19 protein-coding genes and 1 tRNA gene are annotated in these 22,738 nt (G+C 58.6%); 7 read left to right on the top strand and 13 right to left on the bottom strand.

The genetic code is table 11. The features are described from left to right. Positions 1 to 63 precede the first annotated feature (63 nt). From FOY56_RS09350 to FOY56_RS09330, 5 genes are read right to left on the bottom strand one after another with little or no spacing between them, the layout of a single operon-like run. A complete protein-coding gene (locus tag FOY56_RS09350) occupies positions 64 to 1,236 on the bottom strand; it encodes a molybdopterin molybdotransferase MoeA (protein WP_146345567.1) in 1,173 nt (390 codons plus the stop codon). Continuing rightward, positions 1,233 to 1,706 carry a cyclic pyranopterin monophosphate synthase MoaC gene (gene moaC / locus FOY56_RS09345; protein ID WP_146345566.1) on the bottom strand — a complete coding sequence of 158 codons (474 nt, stop codon included), beginning with the start codon at positions 1,704 to 1,706 and terminating at the stop codon, positions 1,233 to 1,235. The genes FOY56_RS09350 and moaC overlap by 4 nt, the downstream gene beginning before the upstream one ends. Next, positions 1,706 to 2,521 (bottom strand): indole-3-glycerol phosphate synthase TrpC, encoded by an 816-nt coding sequence (gene trpC, locus FOY56_RS09340; RefSeq protein WP_146345565.1) that lies wholly within the window; start codon positions 2,519 to 2,521, stop codon positions 1,706 to 1,708. The genes moaC and trpC overlap by 1 nt, the downstream gene beginning before the upstream one ends. Then, a complete protein-coding gene (gene trpD, locus FOY56_RS09335) occupies positions 2,518 to 3,537 on the bottom strand; it encodes an anthranilate phosphoribosyltransferase (protein ID WP_146345564.1) in 1,020 nt (339 codons plus the stop codon). Before trpD ends, trpC begins: the two co-directional genes overlap by 4 nt. Beyond that, positions 3,534 to 4,115, bottom strand: coding sequence for an anthranilate synthase component II (locus tag FOY56_RS09330; RefSeq protein ID WP_146345680.1), 582 nt, complete (start codon positions 4,113 to 4,115; stop codon positions 3,534 to 3,536). Before FOY56_RS09330 ends, trpD begins: the two co-directional genes overlap by 4 nt. A gap of 190 nt (positions 4,116 to 4,305) precedes the next feature. Here FOY56_RS09330 and FOY56_RS09325 point away from each other — a divergent pair, with 190 nt between their 5' ends. Next, the gene (locus FOY56_RS09325) at positions 4,306 to 5,943 is read left to right on the top strand and encodes a divergent polysaccharide deacetylase family protein (RefSeq protein ID WP_146345563.1); all 1,638 of its coding nucleotides are present in this window, start codon (positions 4,306 to 4,308) and stop codon (positions 5,941 to 5,943) included. A gap of 16 nt (positions 5,944 to 5,959) precedes the next feature. Here FOY56_RS09325 and FOY56_RS09320 read toward each other — a convergent pair whose 3' ends face one another. The 6 genes from FOY56_RS09320 to fabI all read right to left on the bottom strand — a co-directional run bounded on the left by FOY56_RS09320 (position 5,960) and on the right by fabI (position 12,876). Continuing rightward, positions 5,960 to 6,760, bottom strand: a complete 801-nt coding sequence (locus FOY56_RS09320) for a glycoside hydrolase family 25 protein (RefSeq protein WP_146345562.1) — start codon at positions 6,758 to 6,760, stop codon at positions 5,960 to 5,962. Between the two features lie 116 nt (positions 6,761 to 6,876). Continuing rightward, positions 6,877 to 8,388 (bottom strand): anthranilate synthase component I, encoded by a 1,512-nt coding sequence (gene trpE, locus FOY56_RS09315; protein ID WP_146345561.1) that lies wholly within the window; start codon positions 8,386 to 8,388, stop codon positions 6,877 to 6,879. 18 nt (positions 8,389 to 8,406) lie between these two features. Further along, positions 8,407 to 10,248: a SurA N-terminal domain-containing protein gene (locus FOY56_RS09310; protein ID WP_146345560.1), complete on the bottom strand. Its 1,842-nt coding sequence runs from the start codon at positions 10,246 to 10,248 to the stop codon at positions 8,407 to 8,409. Positions 10,249 to 10,331: 83 nt separating this feature from the next. Further along, positions 10,332 to 11,501: an aminotransferase gene (locus FOY56_RS09305; RefSeq protein WP_146345559.1), complete on the bottom strand. Its 1,170-nt coding sequence runs from the start codon at positions 11,499 to 11,501 to the stop codon at positions 10,332 to 10,334. A 45-nt stretch (positions 11,502 to 11,546) separates the two neighbouring features. Continuing rightward, positions 11,547 to 12,065 carry a xanthine phosphoribosyltransferase gene (gene gpt / locus FOY56_RS09300; RefSeq protein ID WP_146345558.1) on the bottom strand — a complete coding sequence of 173 codons (519 nt, stop codon included), beginning with the start codon at positions 12,063 to 12,065 and terminating at the stop codon, positions 11,547 to 11,549. A 4-nt stretch (positions 12,066 to 12,069) separates the two neighbouring features. Beyond that, a complete protein-coding gene (gene fabI, locus FOY56_RS09295) occupies positions 12,070 to 12,876 on the bottom strand; it encodes an enoyl-ACP reductase FabI (protein ID WP_146345557.1) in 807 nt (268 codons plus the stop codon). A 136-nt stretch (positions 12,877 to 13,012) separates the two neighbouring features. Here fabI and pdxH point away from each other — a divergent pair, with 136 nt between their 5' ends. The 4 genes from pdxH (at position 13,013) to FOY56_RS09275 (ending at position 14,861) form a co-directional block, all read left to right on the top strand. Continuing rightward, complete coding sequence (pdxH, locus tag FOY56_RS09290; protein ID WP_146345556.1) at positions 13,013 to 13,618, top strand: pyridoxamine 5'-phosphate oxidase; 606 nt, start codon at positions 13,013 to 13,015, stop codon at positions 13,616 to 13,618. 119 nt (positions 13,619 to 13,737) lie between these two features. Next, positions 13,738 to 14,274 carry a cold-shock protein gene (locus FOY56_RS09285; RefSeq protein WP_146345555.1) on the top strand — a complete coding sequence of 179 codons (537 nt, stop codon included), beginning with the start codon at positions 13,738 to 13,740 and terminating at the stop codon, positions 14,272 to 14,274. Positions 14,275 to 14,278: 4 nt separating this feature from the next. Beyond that, positions 14,279 to 14,740, top strand: a complete 462-nt coding sequence (locus tag FOY56_RS09280; RefSeq protein WP_146345554.1) for a DUF192 domain-containing protein — start codon at positions 14,279 to 14,281, stop codon at positions 14,738 to 14,740. A 44-nt stretch (positions 14,741 to 14,784) separates the two neighbouring features. Further along, positions 14,785 to 14,861, top strand: a tRNA-Pro gene (locus FOY56_RS09275). 30 nt (positions 14,862 to 14,891) lie between these two features. Here FOY56_RS09275 and FOY56_RS09270 read toward each other — a convergent pair. Further along, positions 14,892 to 15,323 carry a hypothetical protein gene (locus FOY56_RS09270; RefSeq protein ID WP_146345553.1) on the bottom strand — a complete coding sequence of 144 codons (432 nt, stop codon included), beginning with the start codon at positions 15,321 to 15,323 and terminating at the stop codon, positions 14,892 to 14,894. Between the two features lie 545 nt (positions 15,324 to 15,868). Between FOY56_RS09270 and FOY56_RS09265 the strand changes: the two genes are divergently transcribed. Further along, positions 15,869 to 19,555 carry a vitamin B12-dependent ribonucleotide reductase gene (locus tag FOY56_RS09265; protein ID WP_146345552.1) on the top strand — a complete coding sequence of 1,229 codons (3,687 nt, stop codon included), beginning with the start codon at positions 15,869 to 15,871 and terminating at the stop codon, positions 19,553 to 19,555. A gap of 446 nt (positions 19,556 to 20,001) precedes the next feature. After that, the gene (locus FOY56_RS09260; RefSeq protein ID WP_146345551.1) at positions 20,002 to 20,976 is read left to right on the top strand and encodes a calcium-binding protein; all 975 of its coding nucleotides are present in this window, start codon (positions 20,002 to 20,004) and stop codon (positions 20,974 to 20,976) included. A 15-nt stretch (positions 20,977 to 20,991) separates the two neighbouring features. Here FOY56_RS09260 and FOY56_RS09255 read toward each other — a convergent pair whose 3' ends face one another. Beyond that, positions 20,992 to 22,536 carry a trimethylamine methyltransferase family protein gene (locus tag FOY56_RS09255; protein ID WP_146345550.1) on the bottom strand — a complete coding sequence of 515 codons (1,545 nt, stop codon included), beginning with the start codon at positions 22,534 to 22,536 and terminating at the stop codon, positions 20,992 to 20,994. Positions 22,537 to 22,738: the final 202 nt, after the last annotated feature.

Genomic DNA, 22,738 nt, shown 5'->3' with positions numbered 1-22,738 from the left:
CATGCGTTTACGTTTGTTCTACGCATGTTCACGTTTTGTGTCAACTATTTTGGAGGCTGATCGTCAGATCTCTAGGTATTCGACCGTTTCACCGGCTGTCCGGGGTGGGTCATGCGGCACACGGACCCACAACGCATTGGTGTCAGCAAGAACAGAGAGAAGAGAACTGTCCTGACTGTGTGCAGGCGTTAGTTTTCCATTCTGGATCGTCGCGCGCATATAGTGTTCGCGCGGTCCGTTTGCATCTGTGTCCTGCGCCAGTACCGCAGTGCGCCGGACAGGGAGATTTTCGCCCAAGCCCAGCATCTTGCCGATCATCGGGACCACCATAAGTTGGCCGCAGATCATGGCCGACACCGGGTTGCCGGGCAGGCCGACCATTGCCGCACGGCCCATCCGACCGGCCATCAGCGGTTTTCCGGGCCGCATCCGCACTTTGTAAAAAGCGCGATCCATTCCAAGCGTGGCAGCGACATCGCCGACCAGATCGTGATCTCCAACCGATGCGCCACCGATGGTTATGACCAGGTCAGCGCCACGCGCTAGATCAAAGGCCATTTGCAGCGACGACACCGTATCGCGCGCGATTGGCAAGACCCGAACAATGGCTCCTGAACTTTCCAACATGGCTTTCAGGCCGAATGTGTTGGATGCAATGATCTGATCGGGTCCTGGCGTGTCGCCCGGCATCACCAGTTCATCCCCGGTTGAGATCAGGGCAACCACAGGTTTGCGTGCAACCGGCACCATCGGCACGTTCATCGAGGCTAGCAGCGCGACATCTGCAGCCCTTAGGCGACGTGGGGCAGACATCGTTGATCCGCAAGAGAAATCAACGGCCTTGGGGCGGACGTTGCTTTTTGTGCCCGGCTCGTCCGTGATCGTAAAAAGATCGCCACTGCGGGTCACATCTTCTTGAATTACAACGAAATCTGTACCCTCTGGCATCGGTGCGCCCGTAAATATGCGAACCGCCTGACCCGCCCCGACAGCGCCGTCAAACCGGTGGCCAGCCGCAGCTTCGCCAATGACTTTGAACATGGCATGCAGTTGCACTTCGGCAGACTTGACGGCGTAGCCATCCATAGAAGAGGCGGCAAAGGGCGGTTGATCGCGGTTGGCCTTGACGTCGTGCGCCAGGACCCGGTCGGCCGCTTGCGCCAGCGGAACGTGTTCGACCGGCAATGGCGCCACCAGCCCGAACAGCATGTCCTGTGCCTCCCGAACGGTGATCATGACGCTTCGTAACGTCCTGATTTTCCGCCATCTTTCAGGATAACTCGGATGCCTCCGATTTCCATGGCCTTGTCTACGGCTTTGGCCATGTCATAGACTGTTAACGCCGCTGTACTGACGGCCGTCAGCGCCTCCATTTCGACCCCGGTCTTGCCAGCGGTCTTAACTGTGGCCTCGACCCGAACGCCCGGTATGTCTGGGTCCAGTGTGAGTTCGACGGCAACTTTGGTCACCGGCAGCGGGTGGCACAGCGGGATCAGGTCGGGTGTTTTCTTTGCGCCCATGATGCCGGCCAGCCTTGCCACGCCAAGCACATCGCCTTTCTTGGCGCGGCCTTCGCTAATGATATCAAAGGTTTCCCGGGCCATGCGGATGTGGCCTTCGGCTGTGGCCACCCGTGCCGTATCAGCTTTGTCCGAGACATCGACCATGTGGGCATCGCCCTTGGCATCAAAATGAGTCAATGACATCAAATGCCTCCCGGAGCGACCAGAGGGTTGGCCAAAAGGTTACGCGTCGCCTGTTCGACGTCCGTCTGCCTCATCAGGCTTTCGCCAATCAGGAAGCAGCGCGCGCCATAAAGGGCGATATCGGCAAGATCGGCAGGTGTGTTCAGCCCGCTTTCGCAAACGATCGTGCGATCTGCCGGGACATGTTTCGACAGGGTGCGTGTCGTATCCAGCGTGGTTTCGAACGTATTCAGATTGCGGTTGTTGATCCCCAACAGCGGGCTCTGCAGCGCGGTTGACCGCTTCAGTTCGGGAGCGTCATGCACCTCGATCAGCACATCCATGCCCCAGTCGAACGCCGTCTGTTCCAACTCAGCAGCCTGGGCATCGCTGACGCTTGCCATGATGATCAGGATACAGTCGGCCCCCAATGCGCGGGCTTCGATCACCTGATAGGGGTCATACATGAAATCCTTGCGCAAGGCAGGCAAGTCGCAAGCGGCCCTTGCATCCGTCAGAAAAGACTTTGCGCCCTGAAAGCTTGGCGTGTCCGTGAGGACCGACAGGCAGGTCGCCCCGCCTTGGGCATAGGCCCTGGCCAGGTCGGGCGGATTGAAGTCATCCCGGATCAACCCTTTGGACGGGCTGGCTTTCTTGATTTCCGCGATCAGCCCATACCCGGTTCGACTGGCCGATTGCAGAGCTTCGGCAAACGGGCGAACCGGGCTGGCGTCGCGGGCCTCGGCTTCGACCTCATCCAAGGGTTTCTCTGCCTTGTCGGCAGCGACTTCCTCAAGCTTGTAGGCTTTGATCTTGTCCAGAATGGTCTGGGTCATGCGGCCTCCTGAGTGACTCTGGCAACGGCGGCGATTTTACTCTTCGCCGCACCGCTATCGATGCTTTCCCGCGCGCGTTCGACGCCGTCGCGCAGATCGGTGGCTTTTTCAGCCACGACCAGAGCCGCCGCCGAATTCAACAGAACCGCATCGCGATAAGCTGAATGCGCTCCGTCCAGCAAAGCACTGAACGCCAACGCGTTTTCCTGTGGTGTGCCGCCAACGATCTCGTCAAACGGATGGATCGGCAGGCCAGCATCCTCGGGGTGCAATTCCACCTCTTTCACGGTGTCATCTTCCAGCGCGGCGACCCAGCTTACTCCGGTAATGGTCAGTTCGTCGGTGCCGTCTGATCCATGCACCAGCCAGGCCCGGTCGCTGCCCAGTTGTTGCAACGTTTCAGCCATGGGTCGGATCAGATCGCGCGAAAACGCACCGGTCAGTTGACGTTTTACACCTGCCGGGTTGGTCAGAGGACCGAGGATGTTGAAGATCGTGCGGGTCCCCAGTTCTTGCCGGGTTGGCATGACATGGGCAATTGCGGGGTGATGCATGGGCGCCATCATAAAGCCAATCCCGGCCTCTTTCAGAGCCTTTTCAACGACTTTCGGGCCGACCATCACGTTAAGGCCCATCTGCGTCAACGCATCAGCAGCACCGGATTTCGAACTCAGGTTGCGGTTGCCGTGCTTGGCCACTGGCACACCCGCGCCGGCCACCACAAAGGCGGTCGCGGTCGAGATGTTCAGCGTACCCTTGCCGTCGCCCCCGGTGCCAACGATGTCCATTGCGCCGTCGGGCGCGGTCACCTTGTGGCATTTGGCGCGCATTACAGCGGCGGCGGCGGCGTATTCATCGACGGTTTCGCCACGGGTGCGCAGCGCCATCAACAAACCGCCGATCTGGCTGGGCGTGGCTTCGCCATCAAACAGGATGCCGAATGCCGTTTCGGCTTCTTGCCGGGTCAAGGGCCGATCAGCGCTGGTGCCGATCAGCGATTTCAATGCATCACTCATGCAGGGACTTTCAGTTCATTCAGGAAATTCCGGAGCAGGGCGTGACCATGCTCCGATGCGATGGATTCTGGGTGGAATTGCACGCCATGGATCGGAAGGTCGCGGTGCTGCAGCCCCATGATCGTGCCATCGTCAAGTTCGGCTGTGATCTCAAGCACGTCTGGCAGCGTATCGCGATCCACCACCAGTGAATGATAGCGCGTGGCCTCAAACGGTGACGGCAAACCGGCGAACAGGCCTTTCCCGGTGTGGCGGATCTGCCCCATCTTGCCATGCACGATCTCATGACAGCGGACCACATTGCCTCCGAACGCCTGGCCGATGGTTTGATGCCCAAGGCACACACCCATCAACGGAATTCTGGTTTCGGCGGCAGCCTGCGTCAGAGCCAGACAGATCCCGGCCTGTTCGGGATCACAAGGTCCCGGGCTTAACAAAATGCCGGCAGGGTTCATGGCCATGGCATCCTGCACACTCAGCGCGTCATTACGCCGAATGGTGATGTCTGCACCCAACTCGCCCAGGTAGTGGACAAGGTTATAGGTAAAGCTGTCATAGTTATCTATCAGCAGAAGCATGTCGTCGCGGCTCATTAAGGGCTGGTGGCAGAGGGCGCCCCGGCATTATACTGGTCGCGACATACATGTTCAGGGTTGCAGCGCAGCGTCAAGAGCACATGAAAGCACGACCCACCCGTATGCAAGATCGCTCAGACGATCGCGTGGGTGATTGGCAGTGCGCGGGGCAGAAAGTAGAGGCACAGGTAAAATGCGCGGATTTTTCGGTGGTCTTGTAATAGGATTGGTGGCTGCAGTCGTTGCGGTCGGCGCTTTGTCGCTTTTGGCACCAAGGGGTCAGGGACCGGATGTCGGGGCGCGTGCGCCACAAGCGGTGCCCGAAGCGCCCAGCGACGCCACAGACCGGCCTGCCGATCCCAGTGGAGCGGATGCTGATCTGGTTGAGGCGCTACCAACGGCGCCAGACAACTCAGACACGCCACCTGACGGGCTAGGCACGCTGGACGATGCGGATACCGATCCCGCCGATAAACCGCAGGTTGGCGACGCGACCACCGATTTGGGCAGCCCGCAACCGCGCGATGACGCACCCGAAGTGACTGCCGAGCCAGAAGACCCGGACGTTTCACAAACCGGATCCGACGCTCCGACCGTGCCATCTGATGATGCTGCTGCTTCCAGTTCGATCTCGTCCGAACCGTCTCAGCCGCCGATGCCAGAGCTGACAACGCCCGAAACCGGATTTGCAGCACGCCCACCTGTGGCGGGTGAGACACCGAGCATTGGATCCGCGCCGGATGACGCAACGGCTGCAACTGAAAGTGCGAACGTAGATCAACCCACTGACGAAAGCAGTCCCAGTGTGTCGACAGATCCCGGTGCTGCCCCCCAAACAGAGGCAGCGTCTGATACAGCCCCCACACCCGGCACGTCAGAAAAGCCCCCGTTGCTGATTGGCGGAGATACCGCGCCAAGCCAAACAACACCCGGACAGCCCCATACCATCGTTGTGGACGGGACAGCGCCTGAGGCAGATACCACAACTCCAGAAGCTGCGGCGCCAAGCGATCCGCCCGCCGTCGCCGAGTTGCCCCAAGCCGGTAGCGCGGGCGAGGAAACTGCAGCCCTGAGCCCCGGTTTGGGAACGCCTGTCGTGCCTTTGACAGAGCGTAACACCGGTGCAACGGCACCTGCTCCGGGTAAAGTCGATCCACCGATCAAGGCTTATGCGGCCGCTTTCGATGATCCCGGCGATCGCCCTTTGATGTCGATCCTTCTGATTGACGACACCGGGTCGGTCGGGGCCGAGGCCCTGCACGATTTCCCTTATCCGATCAGTTTTGCCATCGATCCTGCGTCACCCGATGCCGCTGACAAGATGGCGATTCATCGAGCGGCAGGTTTCGAGGTCGTTTTGTTGGCGAATTTAGCCGCAACTTCATCGCCGCAAGATGCCGAAGTGTCATTCGGTGTCTGGCTGGACACCTTGCCGGAAACCGTCGCCATTCTCGAAGGGACAGGCGCCGGGTTCCAGGGCAACCGCGGTTTGTCCGATCAGGTAACCGACATAGCGCTTTCGACCGGTCGTGGTCTGATTCTGCAGTCCAGCGGGCTTAACACGGCGCAGAAACTTGCGGCCAAGGCCGGGGTGCCGTCGTCGACCGTGTTCCGTGATTTTGACGGGGCCGGGCAGACGCCAACCGTGATCCGTCGTTTTCTGGATCAGGCGGCGTTTCGCGCGCGACAGGAAGGTGGCGTGATCATGCTGGGGCGTGTGCGTCCCGACACGATCAGCGCTCTGTTGTTGTGGGGCCTGCAAGATCGGGCGCAGCGTGTTGCGCTGGCTCCGGTTTCGGCGGTCCTGACACAAGTCAACGCGGGCGAATAAACGTATCTGAGTCCAATCAGCGCCGCCAACCCGCCCAACTTTCCGGGGCACCGGCAAAGACGTTGATATCGACCTTGCCTTCAACACCCGGAACAACGCCGGTACCGGTGTATTGCCAGAACGTCCAGCGGGCGCCGGGATAGACCGTGCGCGGGTGGTCCGCGACCGAACGCAACCAAAAGGTTTCGCCACGCATCTGGTCAAGCCGGGTGTCTTGATAGAAATCCGGGGTCGTATAGATCATTGGGCGTTTGCCGTAGTGCGCTTCCAGCATATCGAGAAATACCCGTGCTTCGTGGCGCACGGCATAGCCTTCAGGACGATACGGGCAAGTTTTTGATTTATGGTTCCATTCGAGATCAAGCACATGAGGCAGGCTGCCATTTTCGCGCGGTACATGTTTGATGAACCACTCGGCCTGTTCTGTCGCCGGTCGGCAGAAATAGAAGTAATGATAGGCACCATATCGCACGCCAGCCCGTTTTGCGCCGGTGCGATGATCGTCGAATTTGGGGTCGGCCACGTCACCGCCTTCAGTCGCCTTGATAAAGACAAACGACACACCTGCATTCCGAGCCGTGTACCAGTCGATATCGCCCTGCCAGCGCGACACGTCTATGCCGTGAATACGGTAATTTGTCGGCTTCGTCCCGGGCCATTCGACTGGGTCCAGATCATCAAAGCGTGGCGCTGCGGCAAACGACGCCGTCTCACCGCTGACCGGAGCTGGCGCAGGTTCTGGGGCAGACGCCTTCCGGCCCGATCCGCAGGCAGCAAGTGCGCCCATAAAGCTCAGGAAAAACATAAATTTACGCATCAAAACCTATCCTGCCGTGCCTTGAAACAAAGTTTGCCCGTGCCGACAGCATTCGGCAACAAACAGATGCGTGACGCCAGGCGATCAGCTGATCGGCGCCATGGCTCGGGCAGGGATCATTGATTGCCGTTTCCGGTAAACCGTGCCGCGTCTGCCGCCGCGCGCCGGATCGCATTCGATTTATGCACGGTTTCCTGATACTCGGCCTCGGGATCGCTGTCATAGACCACGCCACCACCGGCCTGGATGTACAGTTTGCGATCTTTCACGATGGCCGTGCGCAGGGCGATACACATGTCCATATCCCCTCCAGCGCTGAAGTATCCGCATCCGCCGCCATAGATACCGCGCTTTTCGGGCTCTAACTCGTCAATGATTTCCATCGCACGCACTTTGGGTGCGCCCGATACAGTGCCTGCGGGCATTCCGGCAAAGAAGGCGTCCAGCGCATCTTTGTCTTCAGCCAGTTCACCCACAACATTCGACACGATATGCATCACATGGCTGTAGCGTTCGATGATGAACTGCTCGGTCGGACGCACGGTACCGATCCGCGCAACCCGGCCCGCATCATTGCGACCCAGATCCAGCAGCATCAGATGTTCTGCCAGTTCTTTCTGATCGGCCAGCAGATCCTGCTCCAACGCGCGGTCTTCTTCGGGGGTCGCGCCACGTGGGCGCGTGCCTGCGATCGGGCGGATCGTGATCTCGTTGCCAAAGACCCGCACCAAAATTTCGGGGGACGCTCCGACCACCTGAAAGCCGCCAAAGTTGAAGTAGAACATGAAAGGCGACGGGTTCGTCCGCCGCAAGGATCGGTAAAGCGCGAAAGGGGGTTCACGAAAGTCCTGGGTCCAGCGCTGCGCCGGAACGACCTGAAAGATGTCGCCAGCCCGAATGTACTCTTTGGCCTTTTCAACGGCCTGTTTGTATCCGTCATAGGTAAAGTTCGATACCGGTTCGCCGATATCATGTGGGTCGCCAAGACCCCGGGTTTCAACCGGCATTGCGCGTTCCAGATCGCGCACGGCGTCCATCACGCGTTCGGCCGCCTGAGCATAGGCTGCACGCGCCGACTGGCCATCACTGACCCAGGCAGGCGAGACCACAGTGACCTCACCCTTGACGCCGTCCAGAACAGCAACAACCGACGGGCGCAGCATCAGCGCATCCGGCAGCCCCAATGGGTCCGGGTTCACATCGGGCAGCCGTTCAACCAGCCGCACCATGTCATAGCCCAGATACCCAAATAGCCCCGCCGCAGCCTGTGGCAGGTCTTCGGGCAAGTTGATGCGGCTTTCGGCGATCAGCTCCCGCAGGGTGTCCAGAGGATTGCCATCGACCGGCTCAAACCCGTCGGGTTCGAACCGGGCATGTCGGTTGATCGCGGCGTTTTCCCCGTCACATCGCCAGACCAGATCCGGCTTCATCCCGATGATCGAATAGCGCCCACGCACTTCGCCCCCGGTGACGGATTCCAGCATGAAGGCGTCTTTCTGAGCCCCGGTCAGCTTCAGCATCAGCGACACGGGCGTGTCGAGATCTGCAGCAAGCCGGGTATAGACAACCTGATTTTCGCCAGCCTCATAGGCTTTGGAAAACGTTTCGAAATCGGGGGTCAGAGCCATTAACGTTGGACCTGTCTGTTAAAAACTGTTCTGAACCGCGTTCAGCGCGGCCTGATCCAGCATCGGCTGAGCACGCAATTGGGCGTCGCGCACAAAGGCATCAAACAGCGCCTGTGCCAAAGCCTGATCCAATTGCTCACCAAACGCGTCCTGCATCTGTGCCAGTTCAGGCGTTTCTTCAGGCGGCAGCGTGTCGTCCAAACGCACGATGAAAACCGTCGCGCCGTCGCCAATCACGCGCAGCTCACCTGTTTCCATCTCGAACACCTGCGTCATGAAATCAGCAGGTGTGCCATCCAGATAGGCTGTGCGCGTCACGGCATTCTCAACACGAAGCGGAAGGTTCAAGGTTGTGAAATCACCATCTGTCGCCAGTTGGGTCACAGTTTCGTTCGCCCGTTCGCGCAGCGCAGTGCCGATTTGCTGCAAACGCCAACCTGCGGTCACCCGGTCAATGGCGTCTTCAAACGGTTCGGGGCGCGGTGGCAGAACGTCGTCGACCTGCATTGCAAACACGCCACCATCTTCCAGGAATGTGATCTCGGCAAAATCGTCCTTGGTCACGGCCTGAGCGGCCTGACGGAAGGCGTCATAGGCAGCGATGCCATCGGTCGAGTCGATGCTCCATTCGATCTGGCCCAGTTCCATGTCGGTTTCTGTCGCCAGATCCTGTGGGGTCGCACCGCCGGCAAGCATGTCTTCCAGATCTTCGGCCTGTGCTTCGATCAGCCGGCGGGCGCGTTCGCCAGCCAGTTCGTCCTGCAACTGCGCGCGGGCGTCTTCAAAGCTGGTGATACGGGCCGCCAGCCTACCGTTCACACGATACAGGGCCGGGCCAAAGGTTGAGGGCAGGGGCCCGACGACATCGCCAACATCGGCGCCAAACACGGCCTCGCCAGCCTCGCCAAGTTCGTCCGTTGTGACGTCGCCCATGTCGACATCGGCCAAAGACAGGCCACGATCCTGCACCAGCAGTTCGAAAGTCGTGCCACCAACTTCAAGCTGCGCCTTGGCGTCCGAGGCCGAGGCTTCATCAGGATAGACCAGACGTTCGACCAACCGGCGTTCAGGGATATTGTATTCACTGCTGCGCTCTTCAAACAGCCGCCGGATCGATTCTTCGTCAACGTCGACCTGATCCAACAGCATTTCCGGCGTCAGACGCGCATAGGTGATGCGTTTGGTTTCAGGCAAGGTGAAGGCGTCAGGGTTTTCGTCGTAATAGGCCTGCAAGTCTGCATCGGTGGGCGCAGCCAGCGGGTTACTCAGAACCTCTGAGGTCAAGGTCGCCATCGTAAAGCTGCGACGGGCCGAAACATAGTCGATCATGGCATCAGACATGGTGTCTGGCATCTCGACGCCGCTGATGATTGCGCCTTGCACCAATGTGCGGGCGGCTTCGCGGCGCAGATCGGCTTCGAATTCGGCTTCGCTCAGACCAGCTTGCTCCAAAGTGAACCGATAGGCTTCGCGATCGAAAGAGCCATCAACACCCTGAAACGCGGGGATCTGGACGATGTCGCGTTGCAGGTTCTCGTCCCCGACCGAGATCCCCATATCCTGGGTTTCACTGTCGATTGAGGCCAGAGCTACCAACTGTGACAGGGCTCTCTGGTCCAGCCCAAGGGCCATCGCATCGCTCATTTGCATTGGTTGGCCCATCTGGGCTTCGATTGCGCGCAACTCACGCTGCAGCTCGCGGGCGTATTGGTCGACCGAAATTTCCTGATTTCCAACCCGTGCGACGACGCGCACATTGCCGGACAGATTGGTGGCCCCAAAGCCGGCCAGACCGACAATCAGCATCCCCATCAAAATCCATACGAAGGTGTTTGATAAGCTTTTCACGCCTGCTGCCATGTCGCCCCCTTATTCCGGCACCATTTTTGGTGCCCCCTGTTATCCGCCGCCTTGTCTACGACGCGTATCAAAGCGGGGCAAGGTCAGAAGGGCAGGCTTTGCAGACGTTCGAACAACGCGCCGATGCCCGCCCGGTCGATATTGGCAAAGGCAATGCGCACCTGACGGTCGCCCGACCGGTCGGTTTCGGGCACGAACATGGTGGCGGGCAGTAAGAGAACCCCGGCATCAGCCACCAATCGACGGGCAAAATCATCGCCTGTCATGTCAAAAGGGTGCTCAACGTAAGCGAAATAGGCGCCCAAGCCTTTTAGCTTCCAGCCTTGTTCGGCCAGGGGCGCAAACCCTTCGGCAATCGCCGCGCGCCGGTCAAGAATCTCGACCCGTTCACCAGCAACCCATTGCCTCAGATTGTTGATCCCCCAAAGCGCCCCGAATTGCCCGACCTGACTTGGGCAGATCGTCACCGTATCGAGAAACTTTTCGATGTCCTGCAACAAAGCAGGGCTCGCGGCCAAAGCTCCGACCCGGTGGCCCGTCAGGCGATAGGTTTTCGAGAATGAATAAAGATGTACCAGAACATCATCCCAGTCGGGATCAACAAACAGGTCATGCGGTGCACCGGTCCGACTGTCGAAATCGCGATAGGTTTCGTCGACAATCAGGCGCAGACCGTGTTCGCGCGCGAGATCGCGAAACGCGTGCAACAGATCGGCCGGATACTCGACGCCAGCCGGGTTGTTGGGCGTAACCAGCGCAATCGCCCGGGTCCGGGGCGTGATCAACGCGGCGGCCTGTTCAGGATCAGGCAGCATATCGTCGCCGGTCGGCAATGGCACCGCCCGTACGCCCGTCATGTCGAGCCACATTTTGTGGTTGAAGTACCAAGGCGTCGGGAGAATGACTTCGTCGCCCTCGCCGGTCAGCGCCATCATTGCCGCCGCAAAGGCCTGATTGCAGCCGGACGTGATTGCGATCTGCTGATCGCCGACCGAGCCGCCGTAATGGGATGAGATCTGCGCGGCAAGGGCCGACCGCAAGTCGCCGTTGCCAAGAACCGGACCATAAAGATGCGCGTCAGTCTGGGTCAGGACAAACTCTGCCATCGCCTCGCGCAACGCCAGGGGCGGCGCTTCGACCGGGGCAGCCTGACTGACATTGATCAGCGGCCGGTTGGAAGGAAAGCTGACTCCGTCGAGCCATTTTTTTGACTCGACGATTGGGGCAGGGAAGGTGGCTTGGGTGCGGGTCATCGGCGCCTCTGTGATACGGGGCGCTGATCCGCGCGCAGATGTGGGTCAGTCCGTTCCGCGATAGGGTTCGACGTATTGCAGCGCCATATCCCACGGGAAAAAGATCCAGGTGTCCTGGCTGACCTCGGTGATAAAGGTATCAACCATCGGATTGCCTTTTGGCTTGGCGTACACGGTTGCGAAATGCGCCTTCGGATACAGATCACGCACCAGTTCCAGTGTTTTGCCACTGTCGACAAGGTCGTCAACGATCAAAATACCGGTCCCGTCACCCATCAGAGCGGCATCGGGCGACTTTATCACCTGCGCTTCGCTGCGCTGATCGGCCTTACCGCCGCCCGAGTGGTACGATTTGACCGAAATCGTATCGACCGTTCGGATGTCAAGTTCGCGCGCAACGATCATGGCCGGGGCCATGCCACCACGGGTGATCGCGACGACCGCACGCCACGCCCCATCGTCAGGTCCCTGACCATCCAGACGCCAGGCCAACGCCCGACTGTCACGGTGAATCTGGTCCCAGCTGATGTGGAAGCCCTTTTCATGCGGAAGACGGTCGCTCATCTGGTCAGCCCTTTTCCATATCCGGTGCGTCGACGGCTTTCATACCCACGACATGATATCCGGCATCGACATGCAGGTTTTCACCGGTCACACCGGATGCAAGATCGCTCAGCAAGTACAGCGCTGATTTGCCTACATCATCTGTCGACACGTTGCGCCGCAGCGGTGAATTATACTCGTTCCACTTCATGATGTAGCGGAAATCTCCGATACCGCTGGCGGCCAGGGTCTTGATCGGGCCGGCCGAGATCGCGTTCACGCGAATGCCGTCCTTGCCCAGATCTTCGGCCAGATATTTGACCGACGCTTCCAATGCGGCCTTGGCGACGCCCATGACGTTGTAATGGGGCATGACTTTTTCGGCGCCATAATAGGTCAGCGTCAGGCAGGAGCCGCCGTCGGTCATCATCTTTTCGGCCCGCTGCACCACGGCTGTGAACGAATAAACCGAAATATCCATGCTCAGCTGGAAATTGGCGCGGCTCGTATCAACATAGCGACCGCGCAGTTCGTTCTTGTCGGAAAATCCGATGGCATGCACGATGAAGTCAAGCTTGCCCCACTTTTTCTGCAATTCATCAAACAGCGCATCGATCGACTCTTCATCGCCGACGTCGCAGGGCAGGACGATATCACTGCCCAATTGTTCGGCCAAAGGCAGAACGCGCTTTTTCAGGGCATCGCCCATAAAGGAAAACGCCAGTTCGGCCCCGGCACCATGGAGAGCTTTCGCAATGCCCCAGGCGATGGATTTGTCATTGGCCAGGCCCATGATCAGGCCGCGCTTTCCGGCCATCAGCTGCTGCGACATGTATGTCCTCCGCGGGTTGCAGAACTCTGAGGACGTCCTTTAGGCGATTGGCATGACCGCATCAAGCCCGGGCGCACTTGCCCCGGCTCCATGGCCGTCCTAGGTTCTGCGAGTCAAGAAGGGAAAGTGAACCGATATGAGCGATCGCAGTGGGATTTTTGCCGGAGATGATCCGTTTCGGATTGCGCAACGCTGGTTGGGCGAGGCCGAAGCGAACGAGTTGAACGATCCCAACGCGATTGCTCTGTCTACGGTGGACAGTGACGGGATGCCGAACGCCCGCATGGTGTTGCTTAAAGACATCGAAGACGCGGCGTTCGTGTTCTATACCAACTACGAAAGCGCCAAGGCGCAGGAACTGGATCAGGCGGGTAAGGCGGCGTTCGTGATGCACTGGAAGTCGTTGCGCCGTCAGGTTCGGGTCCGTGGGCATGTGACCCGCGAAGACGGACCGCAGGCCGATGCCTACTATCACTCACGCTCTCTCAAAAGTCGTCTGGGCGCCTGGGCATCCGAGCAATCCCGCCCGTTGACAAGTCGCACGGCGCTTATGGCCGAAGTCGCAAAAATCACGGCGCAACACGGAACCAATCCGTCGCGACCGCCGTTTTGGGGCGGATACCGGGTCACGCCGGTCGAGATTGAATTTTGGGCAGATGGGGCGTTTCGATTGCATGATCGATTTGTCTGGCGACGCTCGGAACCCACTCAACCTTGGGATATTCAGCGTCTTTGCCCCTGACGTTCACGCAACGTGAAATGCAACACATTGAATAATTGAGGGTTTTTTCGCTTGAAATCTCAGGCTAAAATCCGGCACACCAAGAGAAGAACAATGTTAACTAATTCGGTGAAATTGAAGTGGCTGAAGATCTGAGCAGCATGTACCAGGTGCAGGGCCATGTGAAATGGTTCGACCCGTCCAAAGGGTACGGGTTTGTGGTCGCTGATAACGGCGGGCCTGACATCTTGCTGCACGTGAATGTGTTGCGCAATTTCGGCCAAAGCTCGGTCGCGGACGGGGCGCGGATTCAGGTTTTGACCCATCGTACCGACCGGGGCGTGCAGGCCGTCGAAGTCATTTCGATCGAGCCTCCTGAACTTGAAGACACGCCGGTGCTTTCTGATTTTGCCGAGATTTCGCAGGATGTTCTGGATACCACTCCCCTTGAACCCGCGCGCGTCAAATGGTTCGACAAGGGCAAAGGATTTGGATTTGCCAATGTCTTCGGCAGCTCTGAAGACGTGTTCCTGCATGTCGAAGTTTTGCGGCGGTCGGGCCTGTCTGACTTGCAACCGGGCGAGGCTTTGGCGCTGCGGGTGATCGACGGTAAACGCGGTCGCATGGCGGCCGAGATTTTCGCCTGGGAGGCCGCCCTGGCCGAGCCCGAGGCCTGACATTATGGGTCGATTTCTGGCTGCTCTGATCGTGATTTTCAGCGGGGGGCAGGCCAGTGCCGGGTGCAAACCTGATTCTGTCGACGTTCGCGGCCCATTCGGACAGGTTTCATTTCAGATTGAATTGGCCGACACGCCCAAAGCACGATCACGTGGCCTGATGTTCCGCGAAAACATGCCGCGCGGGGCGGGTATGTTGTTTGTCTATGACAAACCACAACGCGCGACGTTCTGGATGAAGAACACGCTGATTCCCCTCGATATGATCTTTGCCGACCAAAGTGGCACGGTGACTCACGTGCATACAAATGCGATTCCTCACGACACAACCCTGATTGACGGGGGGCGCGGGGTGTTTGCCGTGCTCGAAATCAACGCCGGTCTGTCTGAAAGCTATGGCATTTTGCCGGGTGCCGAGCTGCGGCACACAGCTTTTGCAAATGGACCGGCAATTTGGCCCTGTTAGGGCTTTTCAATCTGAATTTCGCCAGTTAAGTAGTCGCCATGGTTCGGGGCGTGGCGCAGCCTGGTAGCGCACCTGTTTTGGGTACAGGGGGTCGGAAGTTCGAATCTTCTCGCCCCGACCATAAAGTCTCATCAAAGACGATCACTCTGGATTACTCTGGCACGCCCCCGGCGCGCTTATAGAGTTCTTCCAGTGTGCGGTGCAGCCGGGTGTCATAGTGACGAACCTGGATTTCGGTTCCGGCTTTCTGCGGAACGTTTAGGTAAACGTCATTCTCTACGACAAAGCCCGGTGTATCGGCCAGAGTCCGAAACCGGATCACCAACTGCGGCAGATCCTCGGGCGTTCCGTCATAGTTCAGAATAATGGCGGCCGTGGGTTCCGGCGGCAGGTATTCGCGACACTCGACCAGATCCGGTCCCGGCGCTGAAAACGTCTGAGCAGGACCCATACAGGCAGATTCGAAAGCGGCCAGAAGGTCCGTCGGATAAGACGTGAATCTCGCCTTGCTGCTTGTCACATCTACATCTTGTGTGGTGCAGGCCCCTAAGACCACTAGACCCAGTGCCATGAATTTGCGCATTCGCGTCTTCCCATATCCAACTTGCCATCAGTTGTGCCGCAAAAATGAGACAGGTTTGTGGCCGCCCTATATCGATACCAAGGCTGCCGCATTGCAGCACGAAACGGGCATCTCTGCTAGTCGAAATCTGGCAAGCCAGCCGGATTCAAAAGGAAAACAAGGGCCACCAGCAAGCCGCGCCGCAGAAGCCCCCTGTGGATTAGTTGTGGGTGAATCACCCGCCGTTTGCCGGTCGTGTTGGTCAACCAAAAAGTTTGCCCTCAACCGGTAAAAATTCCGTTGACCTTATAGGCCCAAATACGTCAGTTTGTGTGAGCAAGTCGCCGAGACACTAAATCTGGTATCAAAATCCAGAAGCGCGGGCGACACGCAGGGACGGGAAATCCGATTTAAGACTTCGGTTGAAGGCTTCGTTGTTGTTCGACAGGGCGCGGACAGGCGAGGTGATATCTGTCTCGAAAAAGTGTGGCCGGACGTGATGCACCGGTGCGAAAGGCCCCTGTAAAGGGGGCGGAATATTTGGAAGACGACCAGAGGCAGTTGAAATGAAAATCGAAAGAAAATTCACCCTGGCAGGACAGGACGCATACTCAGAGCTGGACTTTGTTTCGGCGACGTCTGAGATTCGCAACCCGGACGGCTCGACTGTCTTCCGCCTTGAGGGAATCGAAGTCCCGTCCAGCTGGAGCCAGGTCGCCAGCGACGTGATCGCGCAGAAATACTTTCGCAAAGCAGGTGTACCGAACCGACTGAAGAAGGTCCGCGAAAAGGACGTACCGGAATTCCTGTGGCGCTCGGTGCCGGCTGATGACGACGTGGAATTTGACGGTGAAACGTCGTCCAGGCAGGTCTTTGACCGCCTCGCCGGTGCATGGTGCTATTGGGGTTGGAAGGGCGGCTATTTCTCGACCGAGGAAGACGCCCGCGCTTACTTCGATGAAATGCGCTATATGCTGGCCACCCAGCGCGCCGCGCCGAATTCACCGCAGTGGTTCAACACCGGTCTGCACTGGGCTTATGGTATCGACGGTCCGGCACAGGGCCACCACTATGTCGACTACAAGACCGGCAAACTGACCAAATCCAAATCTTCCTACGAACACCCGCAGCCGCATGCCTGCTTTATTCAGGGCGTGCAGGACGATCTGGTCAATGAAGGCGGCATCATGGACCTGTGGGTGCGCGAAGCACGACTGTTCAAATACGGCTCGGGCACGGGCACCAATTTCAGCCATTTGCGCGCCGAGGGCGAATCTCTTTCGGGCGGCGGCAAGTCTTCCGGCCTGATGGGCTTCCTCAAGATCGGTGACCGCGCTGCCGGGGCCATCAAGTCGGGCGGCACAACCCGTCGCGCCGCGAAGATGGTCATCGTTGACGCCGATCACCCCGATATCGAACAGTTCATCGAATGGAAGGTTCTTGAAGAACAAAAGGTTGCGTCGATCGTGGCCGGGTCCAAGATGCACGAGAAGATGCTGAACGGTATCTTTGCCGCCATCCGTGCATGGGACGGGGCCGAAGCCGACGCCTTTGACCCGAAAACCAATGACGGGCTGAAAAAGGCAATCCGCGAAGCCAAGAACCTGTGCATTCCGGAAACCTACATCAAGCGCGTGCTGGATTATGCCAAGCAGGGCCACACCAGCATCGAATTCCCCACTTATGACACAGACTGGGACTCTGAAGCCTATAACTCGGTGTCGGGTCAGAACTCGAACAACTCGATCCGCGTGACCAATGCGTTCCTGACAGCCGTCGAAAAAGACGCCGACTGGGAATTGCTGAACCGCACCGACGGCAAGGTCGCCAAGACCATCAAGGCCCGCGATCTGTGGGCCAAGGTTGGCCACGCTGCCTGGGCCTGCGCCGATCCGGGTATTCAGTACCACGACACGGTGAACGACTGGCACACGTGCCCCGAAGATGGCGAGATCCGCGGATCGAACCCGTGTTCGGAGTACATGTTCCTTGACGATACAGCCTGTAACCTGGCCTCAATGAACCTGCTGACCTTCCTGAAAGATGGTGAGTTTCAGGCCGAGGATTACATGCATGCCTCGCGTCTGTGGACCCTGACGCTGGAAGTCAGCGTGATGATGGCCCAGTTCCCGTCCAAGGAAATTGCGCAGCTGTCGTACGACTTCCGCACCTTGGGTCTGGGATACGCCAACATTGGCGGTCTGCTGATGAACATGGGCTTTGGTTATGACAGCGACGAAGGCCGGGCCCTTGGCGGCGCCCTGACCGCGATCATGACAGGTGTTGCTTATGCAACCTCGGCGGAAATCGCCGGTGAGCTGGGCGCATTTGCCAAGTTCGACAAAAACCGTGACCACATGCTGCGGGTCATCCGCAACCACCGCACAGCCGCGTATGGCGAAACCGATGGCTATGAAAAGCTCGCGGTCAAGCCGGTGCCTCTGGATCATGCCAATTGCCCCGATCAGCGACTGATCGATCTGGCAAAAAGCGCTTGGGACGAAGCCCTGAGCCTTGGCGAAAAGCACGGCTATCGCAACGCCCAGTCGACCGTGATCGCCCCGACAGGCACAATCGGTCTGGTCATGGACTGCGACACAACCGGGATCGAACCTGACTTTGCACTGGTGAAATTCAAGAAGCTCGCCGGTGGCGGATACTTCAAGATCATCAACCACTCGGTTCCGGCGGCGCTTGAAAAACTCGGCTACGGGTCCGCTCAGATCGAAGAGATCATCTCGTACGCGGTTGGTCATGGCTCCATCGGCAATGCGCCGGGCATCAACCACACCACGCTAACCGCAAAAGGCTTTGGTCCGAACGAACTGGCTAAAGTCGAAGACGCATTGGCTCAGGCTTTTGACATCCGGTTTGTCTTCAACCAGTGGACGCTTGGCGAAGAGTTCTGCACCAATGTGCTGAAGATCCCCGCGAGTGAGCTGAACGACCCAACCTTTGATCTGCTCAAGCAACTTGGGTTCTCTCGCAAGGATATCGACGCCGCTAACGACCACGTGTGCGGAACAATGACGCTGGAGGGTGCGCCTTTCCTGAAGGAAGAGCATTACCATATCTTCGATTGCGCCAACCCGTGCGGCAAGAAAGGCAAACGCTATCTCAGCGTCAACAGCCACATCACCATGATGGCAGCAGCCCAGTCGTTTATCTCGGGGGCGATCTCGAAAACGATCAACATGCCGAACGACGCGACCATCGAAGATTGCCAAAAGGCCTATGAACTGTCGTGGAGCCTAGGTGTCAAAGCCAACGCGCTGTATCGCGACGGCTCAAAACTCAGCCAGCCACTGGCCGCTGCTTTGGTCGAAGATGATGACGAGGCTGCCGAAACGCTTGAATCCGGGTCGATCCAGGAAAAGGCCGCCGTTCTGGCCGAAAAGGTGATCGAAAAGGTCATCGTCAAGGAAATCGTGCGCTCGCATCGCGAAAAGATGCCGCAACGCCGCAAGGGGTATACCCAGAAAGCAGTTGTTGGAGGGCACAAGGTTTACCTGCGAACCGGTGAGTATTCGGACGGCAATCTGGGCGAAATCTTTATCGACATGCACAAGGAAGGCGCTGGCTTCCGGGCGATGATGAACAACTTCGCCATCGCCGTGTCGGTTGGCCTGCAATACGGGGTGCCGCTGGAAGAATTCGTTGATGCGTTCACCTTCACCAAGTTCGAACCGGCGGGCATGGTGCAGGGCAACGACTCGATCAAAAACGCGACGTCGATCCTTGACTACGTGTTCCGCGAACTGGCCGTCTCCTATCTGGACCGCACCGACCTGGCGCATGTCAAACCCGAAGGCGCGACATTTGACGATCTCGGCCGCGGCGAAGAAGAAGGTGTGTCGAACATCTCGGAAATCTCCGAAAACGCTGCATCAAAGTCACTTGAGGTGCTCAAGCAGATCAGCTCGACCGGGTATCTGCGCAAGCGGCTTCCTCAGGAACTGATCGTGTTGAACGGCGGCAATGCACAACTGGGCGGCATGGCGCTGAACAGTGCAGTAGATCCCGCAGTGGCGCTTCAGACGCTGGTGCCGGAAACAACGGCCGCAGCTGCGATGACCACGACAGTGTCCAGCACGGCGATCTCTTCGGGTGCGGTCGGATTGGACGCCCGCGTCAAAGCCAAGATGCAGGGTTACGAAGGCGAGGCCTGCGGCGAATGCGGAAACTATACGCTGGTGCGCAACGGCACCTGCATGAAGTGCAACACCTGCGGCTCGACCTCGGGCTGTAGTTAAACGAACAGTGCCACTTCGGCGCTCAGGGGTTCGGATCTCCCCTCGGTTGATCCTGCCCCGACGAAGCAAGAGGCGCGGCACCATACGCATCCGGTGCCGCCCTCAAGCGACAGGGTGGTGGCAGTCTTACTGTCTCAGCTTGTCACCACCTGACGGACCGTCTGCCCGACGATCCGTTGGATGGGGTGGGGCGGAAGACCAGTCCTCCCACTCTCACCCGGGGCGAGTGCGCTCGCCTCTGACGACGTTCAGGCCGCAGGCAAAAAAACCACCGGGCGGTAAAGAAATGAGCCTGAACGGCGAAACTAGGGAGGGCTTCGGCTCTCCCTGTTTTTCTTCTTCAGCGACCGGCGTGCCATATGCATCGCGGCATTGGTGATTCCGATTTACCGAACCTGGCAGAATAGGTAACCTTTCCGCAGGCTTACTTATATTGCGAGGATTTCATGCCAATCGAATTTACCCTTCCCCTCAACGGCAGCTACACCATATCCGATATTGTGGGGGTTATCGATTTCATCACAATAGATGCCAGTATCACATCCGCATCACCGACAAGCTTCACAGGCGCTGGTGTCTATGACGGTCAGGCCGCATCGTTCACAGCAGCGGGTTCGGGATTTGGACTTGGCCTGATCGGCGGCCAACCCTACATCACCTCGGGTGTCATGGATTCGCTAACCTTCACGGTTGGTGGTGACTCGCTTGTCTGGGCAAATATGAACGTCCAGATGAACGAGTTTTCGCAGGCCATTCATGATGACGATACAGGCGCCAACCCATCGGCCATCGAAGATTATTTGCTGGCCTTCGATTGGGTCTTCAACCTGAGCAATGGAAACGATGTTGCACCCGCCGGAGCAACCATCGGAGATGGGGTTCCGTTCAACACGCAAGGCGATGACGTGTTCAACGGGTTGGGGGGCGATGACAATCTGTTCTCTGGCGATGGCAACGACAGCATGTTTGGCGGCCTTGGCAACGATACCCTGAACGGCGGGAACGGGCGTGATATACTTGATGGAGGTCTCGGCCTCGATATCCTGATCGGCGGCACCGGCCACGACCGTTTGTCTGGGGGCAATGGTGAAGATGAGCTGCGTGGATTTTCGGGTCGGGACCTGATGATTGGTGGCCGTCAGGACGATATGCTGACCGGCGGCCTTGGTCCGGATCGCTTCTTGTTTCGCAACAACGATGGCAACGACGTGATTACCGACTTCGATGCGATGGACGACCGCGAAGTGATCATATTGCGGTTCGTGTCCGGGATCACCGATTGGAACGATTTGTCCGATCCGGCGAATGGCCACATGACCCAGGTCGGAGCGGATGTGGTGATTGATGATGGGGCGGGTCTGACGGTGACTTTGGAAAACGTTGACGCCGGTGATCTCGACGCCAACGATTTCATTTTCTGATTTCTTCGCAGAAGGTTAGGCGGGCAGGTGAACGTTAAACCTGTCCCGCACAGCCTTGTCCAGAATGGGGTCAAACCGCGCACGTGACCGGTCGGCAAGGATGCTTTCCTTGCGGGCCGTCGCGTTTTCGATCAGGTCGGGTTTGCCCTTTTCGTCCCATTCCTTGGGCGATGTCCGGTCGCCAAGCGCCGGATAGACATAATCCCTCTGCATCCGGCTCAGCGTTTGGTCCGTACCCAGGTAATGACCCGGACCACCAATACAGGCCTCTCGGATGGTTTCCAGACACAGGGTTTCGTCGTCCACCTCGATCCCGCGCACGCAACGCAGAGCCTGACCAATCAGATCATCACCCAGGATCAGGCTTTCATGACAAAAGCCCAACAGCGATGCATGCATCCCGGCGGCTTCATATACCATGTTCAGCCCCGAAAGCCCGGCCATCACGTTTGACATCGCCTGTTCCCACCCGGCTTGCATGTCGGGCATCTTGGAATCCGACGCACCCGCTGCCGCGCCACCGGGCAGATCATAGAACCCATGCATCTGCGCGCAGCCCGCGCTCAGCAAGGCCTGATCCGACGATCCTACAGTCATCGCACCGGTGCGCAGGTCCAAGCCAAAGGGCCAGGTTCCAAACACTGCCGGGTGACCCGGCGCCATCGCGTTGACATAAACGATTCCGGCCAGGCATTCGGCCACGCCCTGAACAATAGCCCCGGCAATGGTGGGCGGAGCCGTCGCCCCGGCCATCCCTGCTGACAACAGCAACACTGGCATCCCGCCTTCGATGCAGCGCTCCATCACCTGACAGCTTTCGGTCGCGAATTTCATTGGCGGAACGACAAAGCAATTCGAATTCGATACGAAAGGCCGGTCGCGCCACGCCTGCTCTCCACCGGCGATCATGTGCAGCATTTCCAGTGCGTCAGCGACATAGTCGGGGTCGGTGAACGAGGTCCCGATGTGCTTGGTGGTGCCTGACACGCAGGCATAGATCGTGTTCAGATCCATCTCTCGGTTATCAAGAACGTCGCGGGCCACCATCGGGCGCTGTAGAAAATGGATGTTGTCCAGGCGGTCTGCAATTCGGGCGGCGTCATGCAAGTCCTGCAGCGTGCTGTCGCGGTAATGCCGGGTGTTGACATCGACCATATGCACCGCGGCACCAGCGGTGCCGTAATGCACCCGGGTTCCGCTCAGATCCATGTCATTGGCCGGATCACGGCCCATCAGAGTGACCGACCGGTTGGCGATGGCCAGCATGTCTTCGACCAGCGCGCGGGGAAACCGCAACCGGCCATCATCGCCTAGGATGCAGCCTGCATTGGTCAAAAGCTCAACGCCAGACGGGGGGGCATCGGCAAGCCCGATCTGTTCCAGCGCGTCCAGCGCGGTCTGGTGAATACGCCCCATCTGAGCAGGGGTCAGCGGGGCATATTTGCCCCCTGACATACCGGGGCGGACCGGACGCAGGTGATCGGCCAGAGGTGCGGCGCGGGCTGCGCGTCGGGCGGCACGGCCGCCACTGCGCTGAACGGAACGGGGGTGGTCATTCATGAACTGGACTCCGGAAGTGTGTTGCATTGAGGGGCTTAATGCACGTCCGGTCGACCTCGCGCCGCGCGACCGCGTTCGGCACCAATGGTGACGACGACAAGTCGGATCTTGGCTCTGTTTCCTTGCATATCCGTCTGAACACTCTTGTTTTATTTGAGGCTGCCCCCGAAAAAACGTCCATTCTGTTCCGAAAACGGCAAAA

It is taken from the genome of Falsiphaeobacter marinintestinus (assembly GCF_007923355.1).
In the GTDB taxonomy this organism is placed as follows: domain Bacteria; phylum Pseudomonadota; class Alphaproteobacteria; order Rhodobacterales; family Rhodobacteraceae; genus Phaeobacter_A; species Phaeobacter_A marinintestinus.
This window is presented reverse-complemented; position numbering and strand designations above follow the sequence as displayed.